This window comes from Streptomyces sp. NPDC052301 (genome assembly GCF_044593395.1).
Taxonomy (GTDB): Bacteria; Actinomycetota; Actinomycetes; order Streptomycetales; family Streptomycetaceae; genus Streptomyces.
This window is the reverse complement of sequence record NZ_JBIUBE010000011.1, coordinates 45,386-71,660: the sequence shown is the minus strand read 5'-3', so window position 1 is coordinate 71,660 and position 26,275 is coordinate 45,386. Positions and strand designations below refer to the sequence as shown.

The following is a 26,275-nucleotide window of genomic DNA, read 5'->3' as shown; positions in this document are numbered from 1 at the left end:
ATACCCCGATTGTCTGAAATGCCCCTGAAGTGCGGCCGATTGAGGTGGCAGGAGCGTAGGGCCGCACGTGTGAGACACGTAAGTAGCACAGATGGTTGTGCGGTCGCTGCGAGAGATTCTCGCCACGTCCGCATGATGGACCGCTACCCCGCATGTGTACGTGTTGTATCTATCCTGTCGGCATGAAAACGGCCGTCCAGCAGTCCGACCGATCCATGAAGCAGCCACCCGCCGCCGACCGCGTCTACGCCCACGTCAAGCAGGGCGTCCTCGACCGCCGCTACGAGGGCGGCACCCTTCTCACCGAGGGGGAGCTGGCCGATGCCGTGGGAGTCTCCCGCACCCCCGTCCGGGAGGCGCTGCTGCGGCTGGAGGCGGAGGGCCTCATCCGGCTCTACCCGAAGAAGGGCGCCATGGTCCTGCCGGTCTCCGCACAGGAGATCGCCGACGTGGTGGAGACCCGGCTGCTGGTCGAGGAGCACGCCGCGCGCAAGGCCGTGCCCGCGCCCCCGGGACTGGTCGAGCGGCTGTCCGAGCTGCTGGAGCAGCAGAAGGCGCAGGCCGCCGCCGGTGACCTGGCCGCCGCCGCGGTGACCGACCGCTGCTTCCACGCCGAGATCGTGCGCAGCGGCGGCAACGAGATCCTGTCCCGGCTCTACGACCAACTGCGCGACCGCCAGCTGCGGATGGGCGTGGCCGTCATGCACTCCCACCCCGACCGGATCGCCAAGACGCTCACCGAGCACGAGGAGATCCTGGAGGCGCTGCGCGCCGGGGACGCGGAGGCGGCCGTCGGCGTCGTGCACCGGCACGTGAGCTGGTTCTCGCACCTCGCGCGGGGTGAGGTCCGATGAGCGCCACGGCGGGCAACGCCACCCTTCCGGGGGATCCGCCGGGCGGCCGACGGGCCGTCGCCGTGTGGTCCATAGGGGTGGCCGTCTACTTCGTCGCCGTCATCTTCCGCACGTCACTGGGGGTGGCCGGGCTCGACGCGGTCGACCGGTTCCATGTGGGTGCCTCCGCGCTGTCGACGTTCTCGATCCTCCAGCTGCTGGTCTACGCGGGCATGCAGATACCCGTCGGCCTGCTGGTCGACCGGCTCGGCACCAAGAAGGTGCTCAGCATCGGCGCGGTGCTGTTCACGGCAGGGCAGCTGGGCTTCGCCTTCTCGCCGTCATACGGCACCGCCCTCGCGTCCCGGGCGCTGCTGGGCTGCGGTGACGCGTTGACGTTCATCAGTGTGCTGCGGCTCGGCAGCCGCTGGTTCCCGGTCCGGCGCGGGCCGATGGTCGCGCAGCTCGCGGGGCTGGTCGGCATGGCCGGCAACCTGGTCTCCACGCTGGTCCTGGCCCGGCTGCTGCACGGCATCGGCTGGACGCCGGCGTTCGCGGGCAGCGCGCTGGCGGGTGTGCTGGTCCTCGTCCTGACGCTGCTGTTCCTCAAGGACCATCCCGAGGGGTACGAGCCGGAGCCGTCCCCGCACCAGGGCGCGGCCTATGTCCGGCGGCAGATCGCCGCGTCCTGGCGGGAGCCGGGGACCCGGCTGGGGCTCTGGGTGCACTTCACCACCCAGTTCCCGGCGATGGTCTTCCTGCTGCTGTGGGGGCTGCCGTTCCTGGTGCAGGCGCAGGGGCTGAGCCGGGGCACGGCCGGTGAGCTGCTGACCCTGGTGGTGCTGTCGAACATGGTGGTCGGGCTCGTCTACGGCCAGGTCGTCGCCCGGCACCACGCGGCCCGACTGCCGCTGGCGCTGGGCACGGTGGGGGCGACGGCGCTGGTCTGGGCGGTGACGCTGCTCTACCCCGGGGCGCATGCGCCGATGTGGCTGCTGGTGGTGCTGTGCACCGTGCTGGGGGCCTGCGGGCCGGCCTCCATGATCGGCTTCGACTTCGCCCGGCCGGCCAACCCCGCCGAGCGGCAGGGCACCGCCTCCGGGATCACCAACATGGGCGGGTTCATCGCGTCCATGACGACGCTGTTCGCGATCGGACTGCTGCTGGACGTCACCGGGGACGACTACACCGTCGCGTTCAGCGCAGTGTTCGTGCTGCAGGCGCTGGGTGTGTCGCAGATCCTGCGGCTCCGGGGGCGCGCGGCTCGGCGGGAGCGGGAGCGGGTGGTCTCCAGCCGGGTCGAGACGGTGCACGTGCCCGCGGCCTAGCCGAGTTCTCCCACCCGCGCACCACTGGTCCCCGGCCGGCCGGTGAGCGGGACGACCCGTGCGGGCCCCCGCCGTCGGCGGCCTCCCGTCACGGCACGGCCTACGGCGTCACCGTGAAGTTGCGCAGGATCGCCGCCGTCAGGTCCGGGTCGCCCTCGGTCTTGACGCGGTCCGCCACCGACTCCGGGGTGACCCGGCCGCAGGCCAGACGGACATAGGTCTCCCAGTCCAGGGTGATGGTCGCGGCGGGGCCCAGCGCGGGGGTCGTCTCCAGGGTGCCGCGGCCCTGGATGTCCACGCGGATCGTGCGCAGGAACTCCACCGGGCCGTGGACGTCGAACACGATCGCCGAGCTGCGGGGCGCGTCCGCGTCCTTGGCGACGACCTTCGGGAGCGCCTCCAGGAGCATGTCCCGGGCCACGTACGCGCCCGGCGAGTCCAGGTTGCCGGGGCGGCCGAGGGCCGTGCGCAGGTCCTGCTCGTGCACCCACACGTCGAAGGCCCGGGCGCGGTAGGCCTGTTCCAGGGTGATCTCCGTGCCCAGCGGGCCGCGCATCGTGGTGCCGGGCTCGCGGGACTCGTTGCGCAGCTGGCGGTTGCGGCGGATGACCGTGTACTCCAGCTCGGCCGTCATCTCCGGCGCCGTGTGGTGCCGGCGGACGTCGACCTGCATCTCCATGTAGCGCTGGTGCTCGGTGGTGACGTGGAAGAGGTCACGGGGCAGGGAGTGGATGGGCCGCGGGTCGCCGAGCATCTCGCAGTCCATGCCGATGACGTGCGACACGACGTCCCGGACCGACCAGCCCGGGCACGGGGTCCGCCTGTTCCACTCACCCTCGGCCAGGGGCTGCACCATCTCGGATATCGCGTCGATGGAGTGCGTCCAGGCGTCGGCGTAGGGCTGGAGGGTGGGATGCAGACTCACGGAACGGGACCCCTCGGCGGTCGGTACACGGGCAGGTGGTGGCGGCGTTGCCAGCGGGCGGCGGCGGCACTTCAGCGGGTGTCTTGAGAGGCTAAGTTACGCTGCTGGCAGGCACCCCGGCAGTGCTTTCGTGTGACGATCGTAGGCCTGTGTGGACGACTCGAATGCCAGGACGGTGGTAGTGTGCGCGCCTCGCTGATCCAGATCGTCGTGAACGAGGACGAACCGGTCGACTCCCGGCGGCAGCGGGTGGCCGCGCTCGTACGGGAACAGGCCGGGTCCGACCTGGTTGTTCTGCCCGAGCTGTGGACCACCGGCGCCTTCGCCTACGAGGAGTTCGGCCAGGAGGCCGAGCCGCTCGAGGGGCCGACGTACGAGGCCATGGCCAAGGCGGCGAGCGACGCGGGCGTGTGGCTGCACGCGGGCTCGGTTCCCGAGCGGGACCCTGACGGTCCCCTCTACAACACCTCTCTCGTCTTCTCCCCCTCCGGCGAGCTGGCCGCCGCCTACCGCAAGATCCATCGCTTCGGCTTCGACAAGGGCGAGGCCGTGCTGATGGGCGCCGGACGGGACCTGGTGACGGTCCGGCTGCCCGACACCACGCTCGGTGTGGCCACCTGCTACGACCTCCGCTTCCCCGAACTCTTCCGTGGACTGGTCGACGCCGGTGCCGAGACGCTGGTGATCCCGGCGGGCTGGCCCGAGCGGCGACGCGCGCACTGGACGCTGCTGGCTCAGGCGCGGGCGGTGGAGAACCAGGCGTTCGTGCTCGCCTGTGGAACGGCCGGGGCCCATGCGGCAGTTCCGCAGGCGGGTCACTCGATCGTGGTGGATCCGTGGGGCGAGGTACTCGCCGAGGCGGGGGCCGGTGAGGAGGTCCTCACCGTCGAGTTCGACCCGGGGAAGGTGGCGGCCACCCGCGAGCAGTTCCCGGCCCTCAAGGACCGGGTGCTGGGCCTGCAGCCGCCCCGGCACCAGCGCTGACCCGCCCGGTCCTGCGATCCCGCTCGGCCCTCGATCCCGTGGGCCCGGGGCGGACCGGTTCGGCCCCGGCCGGTCCCGCTCAGTCCTCCTCCCGCTCCTTCTCCGCCAGGTGGATCACGCACACCGTCACCGCGATGAGCAGCGCCGGGTCCGCGTCCTCCCGTACGACGTCGACGCCGTAGGTCTCCCGGACGTGCAGCCAGCGCCGGGAGATCACCGCGAGGAGTTCGCCGTCGTACTCGACGGCGAACTCCCGGTCCAGGATCTTGCCGCTGACGTCCAGTTCGGTGCCGTCGACCAGGGAGACGCGGTAGTGGTTGCGCAGCAGGGACAGCCGTTTGCGCTTGATCCTGGCCAGGCCTTCGCCGTCCCGCTCGATCACCATCGTGTCGCGCAGGGCGAGCATCTTCTGGTGGATGTCGATCAGGACGCGCCCCTGGGCGTCCTTCAGCTCCCAGGTGTCCCGCAGCCGCATCGCCTTGCCGTCGACGAGGAACACCTTCCGGCCGTGCTCATCCTCGATCCAGTAGTCGTCACCGATACCGAGGAGCCGGTCGCGTACGAGGAATCTCATACCGTCAGCGCTTCCCCCGTTTCCGCTGATCGTCACAGGACCGCGCCGTTCGCCCCCTCGCGCGCCGGGCCGAAACGCCTGCGGTAGGCCGAGGGGCTGAGCCCCGTCTCCCGGCGCAGCCGGGCCCGCAGGTTGGCCGCCGTACCCAGCCCGCTGCGTGCCGCCACGACGTCCAGCCGGTCCTCGCCCCGCTCGATCAGCCGGCACGCCAGCGCCACCCTCTCCCCGGTGAGCCAGGCCAGCGGCGTCGTCCCCAGCTGGGTGCGGAAGCGGCGGTGCAAGGTGGCCGGGCTGACGGCCGCGCGGGCCGCGAGGTCCGCCACCGTCAGCGGCTCGTCGAGCCGCTCCTGCGCCCAGGCCAGCAGGGGGCCGAGCGATTCGTCGGGGACGTCGGGGACGGGCCGTTCGACGAACTGCCGCTGGCCGCCGTCCCGGTGCGCGGCGAAGACGAGCCGGCGGGAGACGGCGTTCGCGCGCTCGGCCCCGTGGTCGCGGCGCCAGATGTGCAGGCCGAGGTCGAGCGCGGCGGAGCTGCCGGCGGCGGTCAGGACGTCCCCGTCGTCCACGAAGAGGACGTCCGGCTCCAGCAGGACCCGGGGATGCAGCCTGCGGAAGGTGTCGGCCCACAGCCAGTGCGTCGTCGCGCGGCGGCCGTCCAGCAGACCGGCCTCGGCGAGCGCGAAACTGCCGGTGCAGAAGCTGACGATGCGTGCCCCGCGCGCGTGGGCGCGGCGGATGGCGTCGAGGACGTCCGCACCGCGCGGGACGACGTTGTCCGGACGCCCGGGCACGATCAGGGTGTCCGCCGTGTCCACCGCGGTCAGGTCCGGCAGGCCGGTCATGGTGAAGAAGCCGTGATTCATGCGCACGTCACGCGCGGGCGTGCACAACGTCACCTCGTACAGCGGTCCCGGCAGCCCGAGTTCCGGCCGGGGCAGCCCGAACAGCTCCGTGGCGACCCCGACCTCGAAGGGGTTGGTGCCCGTGTCGACGATCACCACGACCCGGTGCGGGGGGTGAGAGGATCCTTGCGGCATATGCGATTCCTAGCACTCGTTCGGCGGTGCCGGAACCCCGCACCATGACCTCCATGGAACCCATCTCCCTGGAAAAGGCCCTCGCCTCCTTCACCGAGCGGTGGAGCCCGCGCATCGTCACCACCGTCAACGACTACGACGTGCGCGTCGCCAAGGTCGAGGGCGAACACCTGTGGCACGTCCACGACGACACCGACGAGTTCTTCCTGGTCCTCGACGGCGAACTCCACATCGGCCTGCGGGAACCGGCCGGCGAGCGCACCGTCGTCCTTGCCAGGGGATCGGTGTTCACCGTCCCGCGCGGCACCGAGCACAAGCCGTACGCGCCCGTGCCCACGCAGATCCTGCTCCTCGAACCCACCGGGACCCCGACCGTCGGCGACCGCCACGACGAGATACCGGACCACGTGGACGCGACGACGGGGCATGCGCTGACCTGACCGGCCGGCCCGGGAGGGGTTGTCCACAGGCGCCTCGGTCGTCGTCGGAGCCGGGTGGCACCCTTGGAGCCATGACCGACTCCGCACCCCGCAAGCGTGCCCGCGTCCGCGCCCCCGAGCTGATCGGCAAGGGTGGCTGGCTGAACACGGGAGACAAGCAGTACACCCTGGCCGACCTGCGCGGACGCATCGTAGTTCTCGATTTTTGGACCTTCTGCTGTGTGAACTGCCTGCACGTCCTGGACGAGCTGCGGGAGCTGGAGGAGAAGCACCGGGACACGGTCGTGGTCATCGGTGTGCACTCGCCGAAGTTCGTGCACGAGGCGGACCACCGGGCGGTCGTCGACGCGGTGGAGCGCTACGGCGTGGAACACCCCGTGCTGGACGACCCGGAGCTGGCCACCTGGAAGCAGTACGCGGTCCGGGCCTGGCCGACGCTCGTCGTCATCGACCCCGAGGGGTACGTCGTCGCCCAGCACGCGGGCGAGGGGCATGCGCACGCCATCGAGCGGCTGGTCGAGGAGCTGGAGGCCGAGCACGGGGCGAAGGGCACCCTGCGCCGCGGCGACGGCCCGTACGTGGCGCCGGAGCCGGAGCCGACGACGCTCCGCTTCCCCGGCAAGGGCCTGCTGCTGCCGTCCGGGCACTTCCTGGTCAGCGACACCACCCGGCACCAGCTGGTGGAGCTGGCCGAGGACGCCGAGACGGTCGTACGGCGGATCGGCTCGGGCGTGCGCGGTTTCGCGGACGGCGGTCCCGAGGCGGCCTCCTTCAGCGAGCCGCAGGGCCTCGCCCTGCTGGCGGACGGTTCGGTGGTGGTCGCCGACACGGTCAACCACGCCCTGCGCCGCCTCGACCTCGCCTCCGGCGAGGTGACGACCCTGGCCGGCACCGGCCGGCAGTGGTGGCAGGGGTCGGCGACCTCCGGTCCGGCCCGCGAGGTGGACCTGTCCTCCCCGTGGGACGTGGCGCTCTTCGCCGGCAAGGTGTGGATCGCCATGGCGGGCGTCCACCAGCTGTGGGCGTACGACCCGGCCGAGGGCACCGTCGCCGTGGTGGCCGGCACCACGAACGAGGGCCTCGTGGACGGTCCCGGCCCGGAGGCCTGGTTCGCCCAGCCGTCCGGCCTCGCCGCGACCGACGACCGGCTCTGGCTCGCCGACTCCGAGACGAGCGCCCTGCGTTGGGTGGACCTCGACGGACACGTGCACACGGCGGTGGGCACCGGCCTGTTCGACTTCGGTCACCGCGACGGCGCCGCCGGCCAGGCCCTCCTCCAGCACCCGCTGGGCGTGACGGCCCTCCCCGACGGCTCGGTGGCCGTCGCCGACACCTACAACCACGCCCTGCGCCGCTTCGACCCCGCCACCGGCGAGGTCACCACGCTCGCCACGGACCTGCGCGAGCCCAGCGACGCCGTGCTGGTCGGCGAGGACATCGTGGTCGTGGAGTCGGCCCGGCACCGGCTGACCCGGCTCAGGCTGCCCGAGGAGGCGGTCCGCGTGGAGTCGGTCGCCCACCGCACCCAGCGCGCGGCCACCGAGGTAGCCCCCGGCCGGCTGCGTCTGGACGTGATCTTCCAGGCTCCCGCGGGCCAGAAGCTGGACACCCGCTACGGCCCCTCGGCGCGTCTGCTGGTCTCCTCGACCCCGCCCGAGCTGCTGCTCAAGGGCGAGGGAGCGGACACGGACCTCTTCCGCGACCTGGAGCTGAACCCGGCCGTCGCGGAAGGCGTCCTGCACGTGTCGGCGATGGCCGCCAGCTGCGACGACGCCCCGGCCGACGCGTACCCCGCCTGCCACGTCCACCAGCAGGACTGGGGCGTCCCGGTCCGCCTCACCGAGGGTGGGGCGGACCGCCTGCCGCTCGTCCTGGCGGGCATGGACGAGCAGTAGGCAGGCGTCGCGTCAGACGCCGTAGCCGTCGCTGTAGCCGTCGACACGGTGGTGGTGGTGCGGTTCCTCCTCCACCACCGGCGTCGTCGGGGGCACCATGACCCGCCGGCGCCGTGCGATACCGCTGAACGTCGCCACGCCGATCAGGCCGACGGCCATCAGGATCACGCCGACGACCGTGAGATTGACGCCGTTCATGTGCCAGTCGGTCGCGAACGTGAGGATGGCCCCCACGGCGATGAGGATGATGCATCCTCCGAGCCCCATGAGAACTCGCCTCCCCTTGTCGGTTCCGGAATCTCCGGTGCCGTCCGGGTACCCGCCGCCGCCCCGGACATGTCCCGGGCGGCGGCTGACGGGCGCTCAGACCACGTCGACGTAGTCCTCGTACCCGGCGCTGGTGAGGTGGGTGCTGTTCGGGTACAGCAGTACCGCGACCCAGGTGCCGTCCTTCGAGGCCGTGGCGGCCTTGCTGAAGGTGCCGTCCGTGCGGGTGGTGGTGTTGCCCATGTCGTACCAGGTGCTGGCGCCCTTGGGACGGAAGAGGATCTTCACCGTCTGGCCGGCGTAGGCCTTCCAGGTGCCCGAGGAGGAGTACTGCAGCTTGCCCTTGTAGGTGAGGGTGTGCCCCTTGCGGACCGGCTCGGGCGAGGCGTTGCCGCCGGTGATCCGGGTCGGGGTGCGCTGGACGTGGACGACCGGGCTGTACGACTCCTGCCAGTTGCGGCCGTCGCCGGCGAAGTGGGCCCGGTAGTAGCCCTTGTACGCGGTGGCGAAGGTGCCCTTGAAGGTCGCGCCGGTGCCGGGCTCGTAGTTGCCGGGCGTGACCGTCTTCATGGTCTTCCAGCCGGTCCTGCCGTCCGCCGAGTACTGCAGGCCGACCTTGTAGTAGAGGTCGGCGGGCATGCTCTTGCCGGTGTTCAGCAGGCCCTTCGCGGTCAGCTGGGAGTACTTGTCGAGCGTGGCCGTGAAGCCGGTGATCGACGTCTTCTTCGCGACGTACAGCTTGAGCGTCTGCTCCGGGCTGTTCTTCAGGTAGGTGCCGCTGTAGATCTGGACCTCGACCGTGCCCGAGTGCGGCAGGGTCAGCTGTCCGGTGAAGCGGCCGTCCGCGTCGGTGACGGGACGGGCGGCGGCGGCACCGGTGTCGCTGGCGTAGAGCTCGGTGACGGTGACACCGGGCAGGGGCTTCCACTGCCCGTCGAGGTAGTACTCCGCCTTGCCGGACACCGCCGCCGGCTGCCCGTCCTTCACCTGCAGTTCGGAGGCGTCGAGGGTCACCCGGGTGTCGGACTGCACGGGGACGACGTCCACGCTGGTGGAGTCCGGGGCGACGGGGTCGGTGGTGTCGGGGTAGAGCCAGGGGCTGACCTGGGGGCCGTACGCGTCGGTCTGGTGGTAGGAGTACGAGAAACGGCCGTCGGCGTCGAGCGGAACCTTGGGCGAGTCGTTCCAGTTGGACGTCGAGAGCATCACCTGCCCGCCCGCGGGGCCGGTCGTACCGGTGCGCGGGTCCTCGACGGTGTAGCGCCCGGAGACGGACACGTTCTGGTGCTCGAAGTCCGGGTTCTGTGGCGTGACCTGGAAGTCGGACAGGTGCGCCTGGAGCCAGTAGTCGTAGCCGTTGGCCCCCTGGAGCGACGCGGTGTCCCCGTCGGCGTCCTTCAGGTCGACCACGACGCGGTAGGTGCCGAGGGCGGACAGGCGCAGCGGGGTGCTGGTGCGCCACACGCCCTGGGTGTCGGTGCCGGACACCCGGGTGAAGTCGCTGACCTCGGCGACCTCGGGGGCGTCCGCGGCCGAGTCCGGCGCGTACAGGTGTGCCGTGATCGAGGTGATGGCGCTGTCGGAGCCGGCGTAGACCGAGACCAGGCCGCCGGCGGGCGCGCCGTCGCTGCCCACCCCGTTCAGATGGGGTGCGGTCGCCGCGTGCGCGGTCGCCGTCGGCCCGAGCAGCAGGGCCGCGACGACGCAGGCGCAGCCGAGCGCGAGGGATCTGTTGTTCACGTGTGGTCCCCCCACAGGACATGGAGGCGCCGATCGTGCGATGGGCGCAGCGCATCCTAAGCCGCGAGAACGCCTCTTGAACAGGTTCAAAAATAACGTTCTCGCAGCGGACGGGGGGAAACGGACGTCAGCCTTCCAGAAATGCCGTCAGCGCGTTGGCCAGCAGGAACGGGTCCTCGGCGCCGCAGAGTTCGCGGGCGCTGTGCATCGACAGGATGGCCACACCGATGTCGACCGTGCGGATGCCGTGCCGGGCCGCGGTGATCGGGCCGATGGTGGTGCCGCACGGCATCGAGTTGTTGGACACGAAGGACTGGAAGGGCACGCCCGCCTTCTCGCAGGCGGCGGCGAACACCGCCCGGCCCGAACCGTCCGTGGCGTAGCGGTTGTTGACGTTCACCTTCAGGATCGGGCCGCCGTTGGCCCGCGGGTGGTGGGTGGGGTCGTGCCGCTCCGCGTAGTTGGGGTGGACGGCGTGACCGGTGTCGGAGGACAGGCAGACCGTGCCGGCGAAGGCCCGGGCCCGGTCCTCGTACGAGCCTCCGCGTGCGAACACCGAGCGTTCCAGCACCGATCCGAGCAGCGGTCCGTCCGCGCCGGTGTCCGACTGCGAGCCGTTCTCCTCGTGGTCGAAGGCGGCCAGCACGGGAATCCGGGTGAGCGCGGCGCCGGAGCCGGCGACGGCGGCCAGGGCGGCGGCGCCGGCGTGCACCGACAGCAGGTTGTCCATGCGCGGACCGGCCACCAGCTCCCGGTCCCGGCCGAGGTACGCCGGCGGCTCCACCGGATGCACCATCAGGTCCCAGCCGGCCACCGAGCCGGCCGTGAGCCCCGCCTCCTGCTCCAGGAAGGAGATCAGGTCGCCGTCCAGCACGTCGTCGCCGAGACCCCACACCGGCTGCGAGTGACGCTGCTTGTCGAGCTTCAGCCCGTCCGTGCCGACCGAGCGGTCCAGGTGGATCGCCAGCTGCGGCACCCGCAGCAGCGGCCGGTCCACGTTCACCAGCGCGGTCGAGCCGTCGCGCAGGGACAGCCGGCCCGCCAGGCCCAGGTCCCGGTCCAGCCAGGAATTCAGCAGCGGTCCGCCGTAGATCTCCACGGCGACCTGACGCCAGCCGTGCGCCCCGCTGTCCGGGCGCGGCTTGATCCTGAGGTTCGGGGAGTCGGTGTGCGCGCCGATGATGTGGAACGGCGTGTGCGGTTCGGCGCCCTCGGGCACGTACCAGGCCACGATCGCGCCGCCGCGCAGCACGAACCGGCCACCGCTTGTCCCGTCCCAGGCGTCCGTCTCCGCGACCTGCCGGAAGCCTGCCTTCTCCAGCCGCTCGGCGACGTTCGCCACGGCGTGGTACGGCGACGGGCTCGCCGCCAGGAAGGACATCAGGTCGTCGGTGTGGCCGCGGTCGAAGCGGGCTGCTGCGCTCATGTGGTTTACCTTAACGACGGATGCGGGCCCGCTCCCGGAAAGGGAGCGGGCCCGCTCAGCGAATCGACAGGTGCCGGTGGGCCCGTGGGCCCGGCGGGGTCTTGCCTAGAAGGCCGCCTCGTCCAGCTCCATCAGGTCCAGCTCGACGCCCGCGGCGACCTTGCGGGCGAGGGTGACGCCCGGCAGGACGTTCGCCGCGAAGAACTTCGCGGCGGCGATCTTGCCGGTGTAGAACGCCTTGTCCTTGGCGGAGGCCGTGCCAAGCTTCTCGGCGGCGATCGCGGCGCCCTTGAGCAGCAGGTAGCCGACGACGACGTCACCGGAGGCCATGAGCAGGCGGGTGGTGTTCAGGCCCACCTTGTAGATGTTCTTGGTGTCCTGCTCGGTGGCCGCGAGGTCGGTCAGCATCAGGCCGACGATCGCCTCCAGCTCCACGGCCGCCTTGGCCAGGTGCTCACGGGCGCCGGACAGCTCCTCGCCGCCGGTGCCGAGCGCCAGGAACTTCTTGATGTCCTCGGCGAGGGAGTTCAGCGCGGCGCCCTGGTTGCGGACGATCTTCCGGAAGAAGAAGTCCTGGCCCTGGATCGCCGTGGTGCCCTCGTACAGGGTGTCGATCTTGGAGTCCCGGATGTACTGCTCGATCGGGTACTCCTGCAGGAAGCCGGAGCCGCCGAAGGTCTGCAGCGACTGGGCGAGCTGCTCGTAGCCCTTCTCGGAGCCGTAGCCCTTGACGATCGGCAGCAGCAGGTCGTTCAGCGCCTCCTCGGCGGAGGCGTCCTCGCCGTTCGCCTCCTTGATCTGGATCGCGTCCTGGATCGAGGCGGTGTACAGCACGAGGGCGCGCATGCCCTCCGCGTACGCCTTCTGCGTCATCAGCGAGCGGCGCACGTCGGGGTGGTGGGTGATGGTGACCTTGGGCGCGGTCTTGTCCATGAAGTTGGCCAGATCCGGGCCCTGGACGCGCTCCTTGGCGTACTCCAGCGCGTTCAGGTAACCGGTGGACAGCGTGGAGATCGCCTTCGTGCCGACCATCATGCGGGCGAACTCGATGATGCGGAACATCTGGCGGATGCCGTCGTGCTTGTCGCCGATCAGCCAGCCCTTGGCGGGGTGCTTGTCGCCGAAGGTCATCTCGCACGTGTTGGAGGCCTTCAGGCCCATCTTGTGCTCGACGTTGGTGGCGTAGACGCCGTTGCGCTCGCCCAGCTCGCCGGTCTCGAAGTCGAAGAGGTACTTCGGGACGAGGAAGAGGGACAGGCCCTTGGTGCCGGGACCGGCGCCCTCGGGACGCGCGAGCACGTAGTGGAGGATGTTCTCCGACATGTCGTGCTCACCGGAGGTGATGAAGCGCTTCACGCCCTCGATGTGCCAGGAGCCGTCCTCCTGCTGGACCGCCTTGGTGCGGCCGGCGCCCACGTCCGAGCCGGCGTCCGGCTCGGTGAGCACCATGGTGGAGCCCCACTGCTTCTCGGTGGCGACCTTGGCGATGTGCTTCTGGACCTCGTTGCCCTCCTCGAAGAGGATGCCGGCGAACGCCGGGCCCGAGGAGTACATCCACACGGCCGGGTTGGCGCCCAGGATCAGCTCGGCGTAGGCCCAGATCAGGGAGCGCGGCGAGGTGGTGCCGCCGATCTCCTCGGGCAGGCCGAGCCGCCAGTACTCGGAGTCCATGAAGGCCTGGTAGCTCTTCTTGAAGGACGCCGGGACGGGCGCGGTGTTGGTCTCCGGGTCGAAGACCGGCGGGTTGCGGTCGGCGTCGGCGAAGGACTCGGCCAGCTCGTTCTCGGAGAGGCGGGTCAGCTCCTCCAGGACGCTCTTGGCGGTCTCGACGTCCATCTCCTCGAACGGGCCGGTGCCGTACACCTTGTCGCGCCCCAGTACTTCGAAGAGGTTGAACTCGATGTCGCGGAGATTCGACTTGTAGTGCCCCATGGCGACGGCTCCGTAGAGAGATCGGCGAGGGACTGACTCCTCGCACCTAGTTCACGTACCAACAAGTAGCTCCGATGATGCTACCCGCCGGTAATAAGAAGCAACCCCTGTCGGTTCAAGTGTGAGAAGGGTCTACTCCACCGCGCCCGTGACATCGCCCGTGAGCAGGGCAGCCCGCCGGCCGGCTGTTCGGCGAAAGGCAGGTGACCGCCCGGTATCTCCGCCGGCCGGGCCCCGGGATCCCCACCGCCACCGCCCGGTGCAGCCGGGCGGGAGCAGGTGGCCGCGACCGGCGCGACGACCAGTGTGGGTGCGGTGACCCGGGCCAGGTCCGCGGTCACGTCCAGCCGCTCCACCAGCTCCACCTGGTCCGGTGTGCCCTCCGGCGCCGCCGCACCCCTCTCCTTCGCCGCCGCGTCCAGCTCTTCCGGGCGCCTCCAGTGCGGCCGGGCTCAGGGCGTGGGCGAACACGAACCTGTCGCGCGTGTCCGCGTCCCCCGACTCGGCGATCGTCCGCCCCACGCGCGCGGTGAGCCGTACCTGCGCGTCGGCGCGGGCGAGGGCGCGGTGAGCACGAGTCCCGTCACCCGCTCCGGATGCCGCGCGGCCGGCCGTATCGCCACCGGCCCGCCCAGTGCAAAGCCGGACGCGGTGAACCGCTCGACGCCCGCCGCGTCGGCGACGGCCGGCAACTGCTCGGCCGGTCCGTTCAGTTCGAGCGGCCGGGTGGCGCGCGGGGTGCTGCCCGTGCCCGGATGGTCGGCGCCGGTCACCGTGTACCGCACGGCCAACCGGTCCATGACCGGGCCGCAGTTGGTGGCCGGGGATCCGCCGGCGCCGTGCGCGAGGAGCAGGGCGGGGCGGGACGTGCTCTCGGACATGAGGACCCCCGTGATCGCTGTCCGTAGCGGTCGACACGGAAACCGTAGCAACATTGTCTATCGATCGCTACATAATTTCTGCCCGCGGTCACCCGGCCGCATCCGCTCGGTACGCTTGCGCTCATGTACGGATACGGCCAGTCCATGGACGGCGGCGCCGCTCAGCAGCAGTACGCCCCGCCGCAGGGCGGCGTCGGCGGGTACGGCCAGCAGCCGCCGCTCTACCCGGAGCCGTCCCCGCCCTCCCTCGCGGACGCGGTGCGCGCCTTCACCACCGGGCAGATGTCCGCCGAGGACTTCCAGCAGATCTTCGCCACGTCGAAGGTGTACTGCCCGCGCGGCGACACCCCCGGCTTCCTGGCCCTGCACAACACCCAGCAGCCGGTGATCCCGATGTTCACCTCGCTGAAGGAGCTGCGCCGGTACGCGGGCAAGGAGTCCAAGTACTTCGTCATCACCGGCGCGGAGGTGATCGACCTGCTGCCCACCGGCTACGGCTTCGTCCTGGACATGGAGGGCGAGCACCGGATGGTGTTCGACGCCAAGGCGGTCGAGCAGATGGTCGACTTCGCGATGCGCCGGATGTACGGCTAGGCGCCGTCGCCGCACGCCGTACAGCTGAACGTCCCCTTCCGCTCGCCGGGCTCGCCTACTGTGCCCGCGTGGCCTCCCCGACACGTCGCCGCTGGTCCTGCACGGCCGGCGGCGTTCCACTGCCCGGCTCCGCTCCGGCGTGCTGTCGCCGGAGGCGGGCGGAGTGTGCCGCCGGACACCCGTGGCGGCGATCGCAGGTGTGGCGGCGAGAGGCGCCCGGGGGCGTGAGCCGGCCGTCGTTCCGGCATCCGCCGGAGCGGACCCGGTGAGGTACTCCCTGACCGCCCTCAGCGCCCCCGCCGTCCGGGCGTTCGCCGAGGCGGCGGGCCGGGCGCTGCCCGTGCGGGACGCCGGCGAGCCCCGCCCGGACGGGGCGGCGCTGGTGTCGGTCGAGCCGGTGCGGCGGCCGACTGCCGACCCGAGGAGCCGGCTGTGGTGGACCGGTGGTGGTGTTCTCGCGCCGACGGCGTGCGCGCCGGGGTGGGCGCGGGGTTCTGGGCCGCCGTGATCTGGCTGTGCGCCCCGGGGCCGGTCGCCTGCGGCTGCCTCGCGACCGCCGCCGGCCGGCGCCTGGCGCGTCACGCCTGGGCGCTGCGCACCCGGGCATCACGGTGGAGGGGCGCCTCGTGTCGTCGTACGGGGACGGCACGGAGAACGGCCTGGTCACGCGGTCCGTCTACGCGTACACCGACGCGCACGGGGAACGGCGCGAGTGCCGGGACACGGGCCTGGGCGCCGAACGGGTGGAGATCCTGTACGACCCCGTGGACCCGGACGGGAGCAGTCAGGTCGGACGCGGCACCACGGCGATGTTCGTCCTGGGCGTCGTCCTCCTGCTGGTGTTCGGCCTCCCGCTGGTGCCGACCGGTGCGGTGACGGCCGTGTTCACCGTGGCGCTGCCGTTCCTGTGAGGGGCACCCGACACCGCCCGGAGGGAATGCCCTTCGGGCTTTCTCCGTTACAGGTGGCAGAAAGTTCAACGCTCAACTAATGTGGGCGTACCAAGGAGGTACCGACATGCCTGCAGTGACCGTCGAGAACCCGTTGACGCTGCCCCGTGTGACTGCTCCCACCGATGCCGTGGCACGTCCCGTGCTCGCCGTCACGACCGCTCCGAGCGGTTTCGAGGGTGAGGGCTTCCCGGTGCGCCGGGCGTTCGCGGGGATCAACTACCGCCATCTCGACCCGTTCATCATGATGGATCAGATGGGCGAGGTGGAGTACGCGCCGGGCGAGCCCAAGGGCACCCCCTGGCACCCGCACCGCGGCTTCGAGACCGTCACCTACATCATCGACGGTATCTTCGACCACCAGGACTCGCAGGGTGGTGGCGGCACCATCACCAACGGCGACACCCAGTGGATGACCGCCGGCTCGGGCCTGCTGCACATCGAGGCCCCGCCGGAGTCCCTCGTCGTGTCGGGCGGCCTCTTCCACGGTCTGCAGCTGTGGGTGAACCTCCCCGCCAAGGACAAGATGATGGCCCCGCGCTACCAGGACATCCGCGGCGGCAACGTCCAGCTGCTCACCTCCCCGGACGGCGGCGCGCTGCTGCGCGTCATCGCGGGCGAGCTGGACGGCCACCAGGGCCCCGGCATCACGCACACGCCGATCACGATGATCCACGCGACCCTCGCACCGGGCGCGGAGATCACCCTGCCCTGGCGCGAGGACTTCAACGGCCTCGCCTACGTCATGGCGGGCCGCGGCAGTGTCGGTGCGGAGCGCCGTCCGATCCACCTGGGCCAGACCGCCGTCTTCGGTGCCGGCTCCTCGCTGACCGTCCGTGCGGACGAGAAGCAGGACTCCCACACACCTGACCTGGAGGTCGTGCTGCTGGGCGGACAGCCGATCCGCGAGCCGATGGCCCACTACGGCCCGTTCGTCATGAACACCAAGGACGAGCTGATGCAGGCCTTCGAGGACTTCCAGAAGGGCCGTCTGGGCACGGTCCCGGCCGTGCACGGCATGACGGAGAGCGGCCCGCAGGGCTGACCCGCGCACGACCGGCCGCGACCCACCGCGGCGAACCGTACGAGAGCCCCGCCCGGCCGTGCGCCGGACGGGGCTCTCGGCATTGCGCGGGCGGGGTCCTCGCATGCGCGGCCGCGCGAATCCCTTCACGGGCGTGACGGCTCGGGCACGGATGGAGCAGCCCACGAAGCGTGCCTCCCCTGCCGCACCTAGCGTCGATGATGTCCCTTTTCGTCCTTACGGCCGCCTCGGGAGTTCGACGTGAACCGCATGAGCCGAACCCTGGCCGGCACCCCCGTCACCACCCTGCTCACCTTCGGCGCGCCGGCCGCGGCAGTCCCCGCCCAGGCACAGACCGCCTCCCGTGCCACGGTCGCCGCCGACGGCACCGGAGGCGACGGCACCGGGAACGACGGCGGCGGCTTCCTCGGCGGGCTGCTGGGCGTTGTCACCGGCCTGCTCGGCGGCGGCGCCTGAACCGACAGATCGGCTGGAACCCGTGTCGCTGCTGCCCGACCCCGTCCGCCGGTTCGCCGCCTGGTGCGCCGTGCTGCTGCTCGCCGCCGGGGTGGGCTGGGTCGGGGTACGGCTGTGCGGGGAGCTCCGCACGGCCGTCACGCCGGTGCTGCTCGCGCTGCTCGGTACCGCGCTGCTCGGGCCGCTGTACCGGCAGCTGGTGCGGGCCGGGGTGCAGACGTCGGTGGCGGCCGGACTCACCTGTGTCGCCGTCGTGGCCGTCGTCGGCGGTGCCGTGTACATCGTGGTCGCCGCGCTCATCGACACCGGCGACCAGATCGTCGCCTCGCTGCGGAGCGCCGCCAAGGCCGTAGCCCGGCACTTCGGGGCCGCAGGCACCGGTCTGGGCGATCTCGCCGCCAACGCCCGCAAGCTGCTGAGCAGATTCGGCGCCACGGCCGCGTCCAACGTCATCAGCGGGGTCAGCGTCGTCGGCGAGAGCATCGCCATGGCCGTGCTCGCCCTGCTGCTCGTCTTCTTCTTCCTGCGCGACTCCCACCGGGCCGTGGACGCCCTGCGCACGATCGCGCCCCGCGGCACCGCCGACACCCTGGAGGCCATCGCCCGGCGCGCCTTCGCCGCGGTGGAGGGGTTCATGCGCGGGACGACCCTCATCGCCCTCATCGACGCCCTGTGCATCACCGTCGGCCTGCTGATCCTCCAGGTCCCCGGCGCCCCCGGGCTCGGCGCGCTCGTCTTCGTCGGTGCCTACATCCCCTACCTGGGTGCCTTCCTCTCCGGCGCGGTCGCCGTGCTGGTCGCCCTCGCCGACCGCGGCTTCGTCATCGCGCTGTGGGCCCTCGGGGTGGTCATCGCGGTGCAGGTGCTGGAGGGCCATGTGCTGCAGCCGGTGATCCAGAGCCGGACCGTGCAGATGCACCCGGCCGTGGTGATGATCGCCATCACCGCCGGGGCGTCCGTCGCGGGGATCCTCGGCATGCTGCTGGCGGTGCCGCTGACCGCCGCCGCCTTCGGTGTCGCGCACGAACTGCGGGCCCGGTACGCCCTGCCCTCCGCGGACGCGCCCGCTTCCGAGTCCCCGGACGCGTAGGGCCGGGGGTCAGGCGGCCCCTTCCTCCATGTCCGTCTCCACGTCGGCCTCCGCCTCCGCGTCCGCCTCCGTCCTTCCGGACTCGTAGAGCTCGAACCAGATGCTCTTGCCCTCGCCTCGCGGTTCCACGCCCCAGCCGTCCGCGAGCAGCTCGATCAGCATCACGCCGCGGCCGGAGCTGGCCAGTTCGCCGGGGCGGCGCCGGTGCGGGAGGTCGTCGCCCGCGTCGGTGACCTCCACCCGCAGCCGCCGGCCGCAGGCCTCCCCGGTCACCTCGGCGAGCAGCAGCGCGTCGGCGTCGGTGTGCACGAGGACGTTGGTGACCATCTCGGAGACCAGCAGCACCGCGGAGTCCACCTGGTCGGCCGACACCCAGTCGTGCAGCAGCTCGCGCAGGTGCCGGCGGGCCTCGGCGATCCGCTCGGGCTCGTCCTGGGCCACCGACAGCAGGGTGCGCCGCACGGTCGGCCGTGCGGTCAGGGTGTCGCCACAGCCGCAGCCCTCCCCGGGCCGGCACAGCACCACCAGCGCGATGTCGTCCTCGCGGCGGTCGGCCAGGGGGCCGGTGGTGTGGTGCGAGGACGGGCCGTGCACGCCCTGGACCAGCGCGTCGGCCAGTTGCTCGACATCGCCCCGGTGGTCCTCCAGGATCGCGCGCAACCGGCGCCAGCCGCTCTCCAAGTCGTGCCCGCCGGTCTCGATCAGCCCGTCGGTGCACAGCATCATCGTCTCGCCGGGCTCGAGCGCGAACCGGGTCGTCGGATAGTCGGCGTCCGGGTCGACGCCCAGGGGCAGTCCGCCCGTCGTCGGCCGCATCATCACCGTGCCGTCGGCCATCCGGACGGCCGGGTCGGGGTGGCCGGCGCGGGCGATCTCCAGCATCCCGGTCGCCGGGTCGACCTCGACGTACAGGCAGGTCGCGAAGCGCAGGTCGGACGCCTGCTGGTCGCGGGTCTCGTGGGTGATGCCGTGCAGGAAGCGGGAGGCGCGGGAGAGGACGGCGTCCGGGCGGTGTCCCTCGCAGGCGTAGGCGCGCAGGGCGATGCGCAGCTGGCCCATCAGCCCGGCCGCCCGCACGTCATGACCCTGCACGTCCCCGATGGCCAGGGCGAAGCGGCCGGAGGGCAGCGGGATCATGTCGTACCAGTCGCCGCCGACCTGGAGTCCGCCGCCGGTCGGGATGTACCGTGCGGCCAGCCGCATCCCCGGGATGTCCGGGCCCAGCGACGGCAGCATGGAGCGCTGGAGACCCTCCGTCAGTTCCCGCTCGGACTCCGCGGCCTCGGCCCGCGACAGCGCCTGGGCGAGCATCCGGGCGACCGTCGTCAGGACCGCGCGCTCGTCCGGGGTGAACGCCACCGGATAGGCGAAGGCCGCCAGCCAGGCGCCCATCGTCCGTCCGGCCACCGTCAGCGGCAGGAAGGCCCACGAGCGGCGGCCGAAGTGCCGGGCGAGCGGCCAGGTGAGCGGGTAGCGGTCCTTGTACTCGTCGGGCGAGGAGAGGTAGACGGCTCGTCCGGTCCGTACGACCTCGGTGGCCGGATAGTCGGTGGTCAGCGCCATGTGCGAGAAGGGGTTCATGTCGCGGGGCTGGTGCCCGTGCTGGCCGGTGATCGTCAGCCGGTCGCCCTCGACGCCGAACACCACGAGCCCGTCCGGGGTGAACCCCGGCATCGACAGGCCGCCCGCCACCCGCAGCACCTCGGCCGTCGACCGTGCCTCCGCCAGCGCCCGGCCCGCGTCCAGCAGGAACGCCTCCCGGGAGCGCCGCCAGTCCCCGGTGACCGCGCTGCGGGCGGCCGGTGTGCCCGGGGTCGGCTCGGTGACCTCCTGGAGGGTGCCGATCAGCTCGTACGCCCGCCGTTCGGGGTCGTAGGACGGCTTCGAACGGCTGCGGGCCACCCGCAGGACGGTCCCGTGCTCGTCCATGATCCGGATGCGCACCTCGGCGAGCGTGCCCTCGGCCACGGCCAGCTGCACGACCCCGGTGATCTCGTTCCAGTCGACCGGGTGCAGGCGGGCCCGGGCCTGGGCCTCCGTGAGGGTGGTGCGCTCCGGGGGCAGGCCGAGCAGCCGCGCCGCCTCCGCGTCCACGGTGACCAGTCCTGTGGCCGTGTCCCAGTGCCACATCCCGGTCGCGAGGGCGGCGAGGACGTCCCCGACGTACGGGAGGGGCTCGCCTGTGCGCATTGACCCACTTTATGAAGATCTAGATGATAGGTGCCACTGTAAGTAGATCTGATGGGATCGGTTCCACGGTTGGAGGTATCGCCGAACGTCTCGTGCCGGTACCGGGTGGGCGGACGGTAATGGTGGGGACCCGATCTTGGGGTGCCCGGTACCCTTGGTGGGTCCGGGCCCCGTGCCCGTTCTCGCCGGGGAGAGCAACCTCCCCCGCAGACCCACACACGAAGGACGATGAACGACGATGCATCGGTACAGGTCCCACACCTGCGGCCAGCTCCGCGCCTCTGACGTCGGCACCGACGTCCGGCTGAGCGGCTGGCTGCACAATCGGCGCGACCTGGGCGGCATCCTCTTCATCGATCTGCGTGACCACTACGGCATCACGCAGCTGGTCGCCCGCCCGGGCACCCCGGCGTACGAGGCCCTGGACAAGATCTCCAAGGAGTCCACGGTCCGCGTCGACGGCCGCGTTGTTTCACGTGGAACCGAGAACGTGAACCCCGACCTGCCCACGGGTGAGGTCGAGGTCGAGGTCGCCGAGGTCGAGCTGCTGGGCGCCGCCGCCCCGCTGCCCTTCACGATCAACGCCGAGGACGGGGTCAACGAGGAGCGGCGCCTGGAGTACCGCTTCCTGGACCTGCGCCGCGAGCGCATGCACCGCAACATCATGCTGCGTACGGCGGTCATCTCGGCCATCCGCCACAAGATGACGGCGCTGGGCTTCAACGAGATGGCGACCCCGATCCTGTCGGCGACCTCCCCCGAGGGCGCCCGTGACTTCGTGGTCCCCTCCCGTCTGAACCCGGGCAAGTTCTACGCCCTGCCGCAGGCCCCGCAGCAGTTCAAGCAGCTGCTGATGATCTCCGGCTTCGACCGCTACTTCCAGATCGCGCCCTGCTTCCGCGACGAGGACGCCCGCGCCGACCGCTCGCCGGGCGAGTTCTACCAGCTCGACGTCGAGATGAGCTTCGTCGAGCAGGAGGACGTCTTCCAGCCCATCGAGCAGCTGATGACCGAGCTGTTCGAGGAGTTCGGCAACGGCCGCCACGTGACCTCGCCCTTCCCGCGGATCCCGTTCCGCGAGGCGATGCTGAAGTACGGCTCCGACAAGCCGGACCTGCGCGCCCAGCTGGAGCTGGTGGACATCACCGACGTCTTCGAGGGCTCGGAGTTCAAGGCCTTCGCCGGCAAGCACGTGCGCGCGCTGCCGGTGCCGGCGGTCCAGGACCAGCCGCGCAAGTTCTTCGACCAGCTCGGCGACTTCGCCGTGTCCCTGGGCGCGAAGGGCCTGGCCTGGGTCCGCGTCGGTGAGGACGGCGCGCTGTCCGGCCCGATCGCGAAGTTCCTCACCGAGGAGAACGTCGCCGAGCTGACCAAGCGCCTCTCGCTGGCCCCCGGTCACGCGATCTTCTTCGGCGCGGGCGAGTTCGACGAGGTCTCCAAGATCATGGGCGCGGTCCGCGTCGAGGCCGCCAAGCGCGCCGGCCACTTCGAGGAGAACGTCTTCCGGTTCTGCTGGATCGTCGACTTCCCGATGTACGAGAAGGACGAGGAGACCGGCGCGATCGACTTCTCGCACAACCCCTTCTCCATGCCGCAGGGCGGCCTGGAGGCGCTGGAGACCCAGGACCCGCTGGACATCCTGGGCTGGCAGTACGACATCGTCTGCAACGGCGTCGAGCTGTCCTCCGGTGCGATCCGGAACCACGAGCCGGACATCATGCTCAAGGCCTTCGAGATCGCCGGCTACGACCGTGAGACCGTCGAGGAGAAGTTCGCCGGCATGCTGCGCGCCTTCCGCTTCGGCGCCCCGCCGCACGGCGGCATCGCCCCCGGCGTGGACCGCATCGTCATGCTCCTCGCGGACGAGCCCAACATCCGCGAGACGATCGCCTTCCCGCTCAACGGCAACGCCCAGGACCTGATGATGGGCGCCCCGACCGAGCTGGAGGAGTCCCGCCTGCGCGAGCTGCACCTGAGCATCAGGAAGCCGCAGCCGAAGTAGTACCGGGTGTCCGTGCGCGCCGATCTGTCCTGACTCACTCTTGACGATCGGCGCGCACAGCCGTATCCGGGCTCGGTGACTGCTTCCGTCCCTACCGTCCCGGCGCATGACCGATACCCCTGGAAGCACGGGAGACCGTGACCCGACCCGTCGTACGGTGCTCGCGGCGGGCGCCGTCACCGCCGTGGCCGTGGGCCTGGGCGGCGCCCTGGCCGTGGACGCGTCCGCGGACGACGACTCCGCCGCGGGCGCCTGCCGCACGCTGACCTCCGAGGCCGTCGAGGGCCCGTACTGCATCGATGCCGACAAGATCCGGCAGGACGTCACCGAGCACCAGGACGGCGTCCCGCTGACGCTCACCCTCAAGGTGATCGACGCCGGGACCTGCACGCCGCTGACGCTGGGCGTCGCCCCGGACGAGACGCACGACGGCTGCTGAGCGCCTCCGGTACGACGACGGGGTGCGGCCCGCGCGCGGACCGCACCCCGTTCTCGCCGGCGCGAGGCTCAGGACAGGGACTTGTATCCGCCCCAGCCCGTCGCGATCTTCGTGCGGGAGCCGAAGGAGCCCTTGCCGTCACCGTTGTTGCGGTAGAGGTTGCCGCCGGTGTCGCGGGAGACGAGGTCGGCCCTGCCGTCGTCGGTGATGTCGCCGACGCCCACGACCGCGTTGTAGGACCCGCCCCACGCGCTGAACAGCTTCACGCGGGCCGCGAAGGTGCCGTCGCCCTTGCCGTTGTACCGGTAGAGGGTGTCGGCCTTGTCCTGGGCGAGGAGGTCGCCCACGCCGTCACCGTTCAGGTCACCTGCGCCGACGATCTTCTGGTAGCCCTTCCAGTTGTCGTACAGCTTCACCCGGGCCGACAGCTTGCCGGTGCTCATGCCCTTGTAGAGGTAGACGGCGCCGGTGGAGGCGTTGCGGGCGACCAGGTCCGGGCGGCCGTCGCCGGTCACGTCACCGGGCGAGGTCAGCACGTCGTACTGCGTCCAGCCGCTGCTCGCGAGGGTCGTGTACGACGTCTTCGGCGTGACCGCGTGGCCGCAGCCCGGCTTGTACAGGCGCAGGGCCCCGCTGCTCAGCCGGACGAGGACGTCGTTGCAGCGGTCGCCGCTCAGGTCGCCGAAGGGGACGGCCGTGATGCTCGTGGCCCAGCCGGTGCCGGAGACCTTGTTGCCGAACGTGCCCTTGCCGGTGCCGGCCTGGAAGGTCAGCCCGCCGGAGGAGTTGAGCGTGAGCAGGTCGCCCCGGCCGTCCGGGCCGTCGAGGCTGACGAAGTCGTGGCGCACGGCCGCGCCCCGGGCCAGGAAGCCCTTGCCGGTCGCCACGGTGACCGGGGTCCCCGTGCCGGTGCCGGTGGCCTTGAGGGTCCAGGTGAACTCCCCGTTCGGAAAGCGGACGTTGGTGACCGTGGTGCCGTACCAGTTCGTCGTCACCCAAGCCGAGGACGCGCCCCCGGTGATCGTGTCGGTCACCTTGCCCGTCGCGCCGCTCTGGACGGAGGTGAACGTCACCGACCAGGACGTGACCGGGCGGGACAGCAGCCAGAAGCCCTCGAAACGCATGCCGGGGTCCACATAGCTCGAGGCCCGGGTCTCGAAGGCCGTCACGGCCGACGGCGTGACGCCGGTGGTGGCGACGTGCGTCCGCTCGTACAGGTCGGTCCAGGCGACCAGACCCGTGTACTCGTCCACGGTCCACTTGAAGCGGCGGTCCACGGCGAGGCCGGTGTCCGCGACGTCGGTGGCGAGCACCCGGGTGGCGCCCGTGGCCGCGTCGGTCAGCACCAGGGTGCCGGCGGCGCGGTCGTGGCGGACGGTGAAGCCGTCGCCGAGCAGCACGTCGCCGCCGGTCACCGCGCGGGACGTGGCGGCCTTGGTGTCGTACACACCGGCCGAACCGTCGGCGCACGCCCAGTACACCCAGCGGCCCGCCGCCTGCAGCTCGCTCGGCGCACAGCCGAGACCGGGCACGGTGACCGTGGCCAGGGTGCGGTCCTCGGCCAGGCTGTACGAGGTGAGCCTGCCGGTGCCCGCGGCGCTCCACAGCGTCGAACCGTTCAGGGCGGCGGCACGCACGGACCGCTTCAGCTTCTGTCCCTGCCCGAACTCACCGACGTACTGCGCCGGGGAGGCGCCGCCGGAGTTGTAGACCGCGTAGTCGTCGGAGACGTCGACGATCGTGCCGCCCTCGGTGCGGAACTCCAGGGGGTTGTCGGAGGCACCGTCGTTCATCGCGACCAGCCGGTCCGCGTGACTCAGGCCGGTGCCGCCCTCGTCACCGTCGTAGAACGTGGTGAGGTAGACGTCACGCGGGCCGTCGCCGAGGTTGCCCCACAGCGCCGAGCAGTCGGCGCCCGCGTACGGGCACACCGGGTCGATCCTGTCGCCGGCCTGCGGCTCGGACGCGGTCAGCCCACCGCCGATCGTGGCGAGCGTGCGCACCGAGGTGGTGTCCAGGGTGCCGCTCGGGTCGTCCTCGGCGACGCGCAGACTGCCCCGGCTGAGCGCGATGCCCGTCTTGGCGTTCTCCACGGCCGGGACCTGCGCCGTCTTCGTCACGGTCAGCGAGCCGTCGGCGGCCCGGCTCACCCGCTGGGCCCACCAGTCGGTGCCGCTGGTGCCGCCGGTGACCAGGGCGCTGTCGCCGGAGGCGCGGACCGCGTACGTGCCGGCCTTGCCCAGCAGGGTCTGTGACGACCCGTCGGCGAGGGACACGGCGGTCAGACTCGTGCCCGTCCCGCTGCCGATGCCGCCGGACAGCGGCAGCAGCAGCCGGTCGCCGAGCAGGACCGGGGCACCGTCCAGGACGCCGCCGGGCGGCGGCAGGTCGACCACCTGCGCGGTGCCGCCCGGGTCGGTGCGCGGCTCGAGGTGCAGATCACCGGAGCCGGAGTCGTACCAGCCGATCCGGTCGTCGCTCATGACGGTGACCGGCCGGGCGCCCACCGCGCTGAACGCCTTGGTGGCGACGGCCGTGTCGACGTCGAGGTAGTACAGGTCCGTGCCCACCCGGAACAGCGCGCCGTGCTCGTCGGCGGCCGTGATCGTGCCCGAGGTGACCCGCAGGCCCTCCGGCGTGATGGGCCGCGAGCGCCAGACGCCGTCCACCCGGTCGTGCAGGGAGCGCTCGGTGATCACGGTCCGGCCGGCCAGCCCCTGGTACGCCTCGTCGGAGGTGAAGGCCGAAGCCGTGCGGGTCGCCGGGTCCCACAGGGCCACGGATCCGGCCGACGGCAGCGCGACCAGGTCGCCGTCGGCGCCGTACCAGGCTTCCCCGCAGGTCGTCGAGCCCAGGTCCGCGCAGGAGCCCGTGGGCGTGTAGACGCCGTCGGCGGTCCGGACGACGACGCTGGAGCCGTCGGAGTAGTCCGTCCACAGGAGCCCCAGGATCCCGCTCTGCCGGTGCAGGAAGCCGCTCGGACCAGCGACGAGAGGCCGGTCGGTGCGCGGGCGGGTGGAGCCGGGGTCGGTCAGGGTGATCTCAGCGGTGCCGGCCGCCGGGGCGGCCGGATCGGCCGAGGCGCCGCCCTGCGTCAGGACGGCGCCGGACACGGCCGCCGCGGCGACCGTCAACGAGGAGACGACCGCGGCCAGTCCGCGTCGTCTCAGGGCGTGTCTGCCCACGTGCGATTCCCTCCCCACGAGGGCCCGTGCCCTCGCCAAGTGAGCGGACTTTACCAGTCCTT

The 26,275-nt window shown here is 71.6% G+C and carries 23 protein-coding genes; 13 read left to right on the top strand and 10 right to left on the bottom strand.

The genetic code is table 11. The features are described from left to right. The first annotated feature begins 182 nt into the window (after nt 1–182). Both ACIHEJ_RS28210 and ACIHEJ_RS28205 read left to right on the top strand, forming a co-directional pair. On the top strand, nt 183–854 hold the full coding sequence (locus ACIHEJ_RS28210; RefSeq protein WP_400139644.1) for a GntR family transcriptional regulator: 672 nt from the start codon (nt 183–185) through the stop codon (nt 852–854). Further along, complete coding sequence (locus tag ACIHEJ_RS28205) at nt 851–2,161, top strand: nitrate/nitrite transporter (protein WP_400139642.1); 1,311 nt, start codon at nt 851–853, stop codon at nt 2,159–2,161. Before ACIHEJ_RS28210 ends, ACIHEJ_RS28205 begins: the two co-directional genes overlap by 4 nt. Nucleotides 2,162–2,261: 100 nt before the next feature. On the opposite strand, the gene ACIHEJ_RS28200 is transcribed toward ACIHEJ_RS28205, so the two are convergent. Further along, on the bottom strand, nt 2,262–3,086 hold the full coding sequence (locus ACIHEJ_RS28200) for a maleylpyruvate isomerase family mycothiol-dependent enzyme (RefSeq protein ID WP_400139640.1): 825 nt from the start codon (nt 3,084–3,086) through the stop codon (nt 2,262–2,264). A 183-nt stretch (nt 3,087–3,269) separates the two neighbouring features. On the opposite strand from ACIHEJ_RS28200, the gene ACIHEJ_RS28195 reads away from it, so the two are divergent. Then, the gene (locus ACIHEJ_RS28195) at nt 3,270–4,070 is read left to right on the top strand and encodes a carbon-nitrogen family hydrolase (RefSeq protein WP_400139638.1); all 801 of its coding nucleotides are present in this window, start codon (nt 3,270–3,272) and stop codon (nt 4,068–4,070) included. 79 nt (nt 4,071–4,149) lie between these two features. Here ACIHEJ_RS28195 and ACIHEJ_RS28190 read toward each other — a convergent pair whose 3' ends face one another. After that, nucleotides 4,150–4,644: an LURP-one-related family protein gene (locus ACIHEJ_RS28190; protein ID WP_366010404.1), complete on the bottom strand. Its 495-nt coding sequence runs from the start codon at nt 4,642–4,644 to the stop codon at nt 4,150–4,152. Between the two features lie 32 nt (nt 4,645–4,676). After that, nucleotides 4,677–5,681 carry a GlxA family transcriptional regulator gene (locus tag ACIHEJ_RS28185; RefSeq protein WP_400139635.1) on the bottom strand — a complete coding sequence of 335 codons (1,005 nt, stop codon included), beginning with the start codon at nt 5,679–5,681 and terminating at the stop codon, nt 4,677–4,679. Nucleotides 5,682–5,725: 44 nt separating this feature from the next. Here ACIHEJ_RS28185 and ACIHEJ_RS28180 point away from each other — a divergent pair, with 44 nt between their 5' ends. Beyond that, the gene (locus ACIHEJ_RS28180; protein ID WP_400139633.1) at nt 5,726–6,121 is read left to right on the top strand and encodes a cupin domain-containing protein; all 396 of its coding nucleotides are present in this window, start codon (nt 5,726–5,728) and stop codon (nt 6,119–6,121) included. A gap of 71 nt (nt 6,122–6,192) precedes the next feature. Next, complete coding sequence (locus ACIHEJ_RS28175) at nt 6,193–8,016, top strand: thioredoxin-like domain-containing protein (RefSeq protein ID WP_400139631.1); 1,824 nt, start codon at nt 6,193–6,195, stop codon at nt 8,014–8,016. Nucleotides 8,017–8,028: 12 nt separating this feature from the next. Here the strand turns inward: ACIHEJ_RS28175 and ACIHEJ_RS28170 are convergent, their stop codons facing one another. From ACIHEJ_RS28170 to ACIHEJ_RS28150, 5 genes are all read right to left on the bottom strand, one after another. Further along, nucleotides 8,029–8,283 carry a DUF6458 family protein gene (locus ACIHEJ_RS28170; RefSeq protein WP_400139629.1) on the bottom strand — a complete coding sequence of 85 codons (255 nt, stop codon included), beginning with the start codon at nt 8,281–8,283 and terminating at the stop codon, nt 8,029–8,031. A 96-nt stretch (nt 8,284–8,379) separates the two neighbouring features. Continuing rightward, a complete protein-coding gene (locus tag ACIHEJ_RS28165; RefSeq protein WP_400139627.1) occupies nt 8,380–10,023 on the bottom strand; it encodes a hypothetical protein in 1,644 nt (547 codons plus the stop codon). Between the two features lie 127 nt (nt 10,024–10,150). Next, complete coding sequence (locus ACIHEJ_RS28160) at nt 10,151–11,449, bottom strand: M18 family aminopeptidase (RefSeq protein WP_400139625.1); 1,299 nt, start codon at nt 11,447–11,449, stop codon at nt 10,151–10,153. Nucleotides 11,450–11,554: 105 nt separating this feature from the next. Then, nucleotides 11,555–13,381 carry an acyl-CoA dehydrogenase gene (locus ACIHEJ_RS28155; RefSeq protein ID WP_400139623.1) on the bottom strand — a complete coding sequence of 609 codons (1,827 nt, stop codon included), beginning with the start codon at nt 13,379–13,381 and terminating at the stop codon, nt 11,555–11,557. Nucleotides 13,382–13,833: 452 nt separating this feature from the next. Further along, nucleotides 13,834–14,262 carry an alpha/beta fold hydrolase gene (locus tag ACIHEJ_RS28150; RefSeq protein WP_400139621.1) on the bottom strand — a complete coding sequence of 143 codons (429 nt, stop codon included), beginning with the start codon at nt 14,260–14,262 and terminating at the stop codon, nt 13,834–13,836. 123 nt (nt 14,263–14,385) lie between these two features. On the opposite strand from ACIHEJ_RS28150, the gene ACIHEJ_RS28145 reads away from it, so the two are divergent. From ACIHEJ_RS28145 to ACIHEJ_RS28120, 6 genes are all read left to right on the top strand, one after another. Continuing rightward, the gene (locus ACIHEJ_RS28145; protein ID WP_400139619.1) at nt 14,386–14,856 is read left to right on the top strand and encodes an SseB family protein; all 471 of its coding nucleotides are present in this window, start codon (nt 14,386–14,388) and stop codon (nt 14,854–14,856) included. 265 nt (nt 14,857–15,121) lie between these two features. Beyond that, nucleotides 15,122–15,364, top strand: coding sequence for a hypothetical protein (locus ACIHEJ_RS28140; RefSeq protein ID WP_400139617.1), 243 nt, complete (start codon nt 15,122–15,124; stop codon nt 15,362–15,364). A gap of 118 nt (nt 15,365–15,482) precedes the next feature. Continuing rightward, a complete protein-coding gene (locus ACIHEJ_RS28135; RefSeq protein ID WP_400139615.1) occupies nt 15,483–15,767 on the top strand; it encodes a hypothetical protein in 285 nt (94 codons plus the stop codon). Nucleotides 15,768–15,873: 106 nt separating this feature from the next. Next, nucleotides 15,874–16,851 carry a pirin family protein gene (locus tag ACIHEJ_RS28130; RefSeq protein WP_400139613.1) on the top strand — a complete coding sequence of 326 codons (978 nt, stop codon included), beginning with the start codon at nt 15,874–15,876 and terminating at the stop codon, nt 16,849–16,851. A 249-nt stretch (nt 16,852–17,100) separates the two neighbouring features. After that, nucleotides 17,101–17,307, top strand: coding sequence for a hypothetical protein (locus tag ACIHEJ_RS28125; protein ID WP_400139611.1), 207 nt, complete (start codon nt 17,101–17,103; stop codon nt 17,305–17,307). A gap of 22 nt (nt 17,308–17,329) precedes the next feature. Beyond that, nucleotides 17,330–18,397: an AI-2E family transporter gene (locus ACIHEJ_RS28120; protein ID WP_400139609.1), complete on the top strand. Its 1,068-nt coding sequence runs from the start codon at nt 17,330–17,332 to the stop codon at nt 18,395–18,397. Between the two features lie 9 nt (nt 18,398–18,406). Here ACIHEJ_RS28120 and ACIHEJ_RS28115 read toward each other — a convergent pair whose 3' ends face one another. Then, a complete protein-coding gene (locus ACIHEJ_RS28115) occupies nt 18,407–20,587 on the bottom strand; it encodes a SpoIIE family protein phosphatase (RefSeq protein ID WP_400139607.1) in 2,181 nt (726 codons plus the stop codon). A gap of 238 nt (nt 20,588–20,825) precedes the next feature. Here ACIHEJ_RS28115 and aspS point away from each other — a divergent pair, with 238 nt between their 5' ends. Then, complete coding sequence (gene aspS, locus ACIHEJ_RS28110) at nt 20,826–22,589, top strand: aspartate--tRNA ligase (RefSeq protein WP_400139605.1); 1,764 nt, start codon at nt 20,826–20,828, stop codon at nt 22,587–22,589. A 106-nt stretch (nt 22,590–22,695) separates the two neighbouring features. Next, nucleotides 22,696–23,028 carry a hypothetical protein gene (locus ACIHEJ_RS28105; protein WP_400139603.1) on the top strand — a complete coding sequence of 111 codons (333 nt, stop codon included), beginning with the start codon at nt 22,696–22,698 and terminating at the stop codon, nt 23,026–23,028. A 68-nt stretch (nt 23,029–23,096) separates the two neighbouring features. Here the strand turns inward: ACIHEJ_RS28105 and ACIHEJ_RS28100 are convergent, their stop codons facing one another. Further along, nucleotides 23,097–26,213, bottom strand: coding sequence for an FG-GAP-like repeat-containing protein (locus tag ACIHEJ_RS28100; protein ID WP_400139601.1), 3,117 nt, complete (start codon nt 26,211–26,213; stop codon nt 23,097–23,099). Between the last annotated feature and the right edge of the window lie 62 nt (nt 26,214–26,275).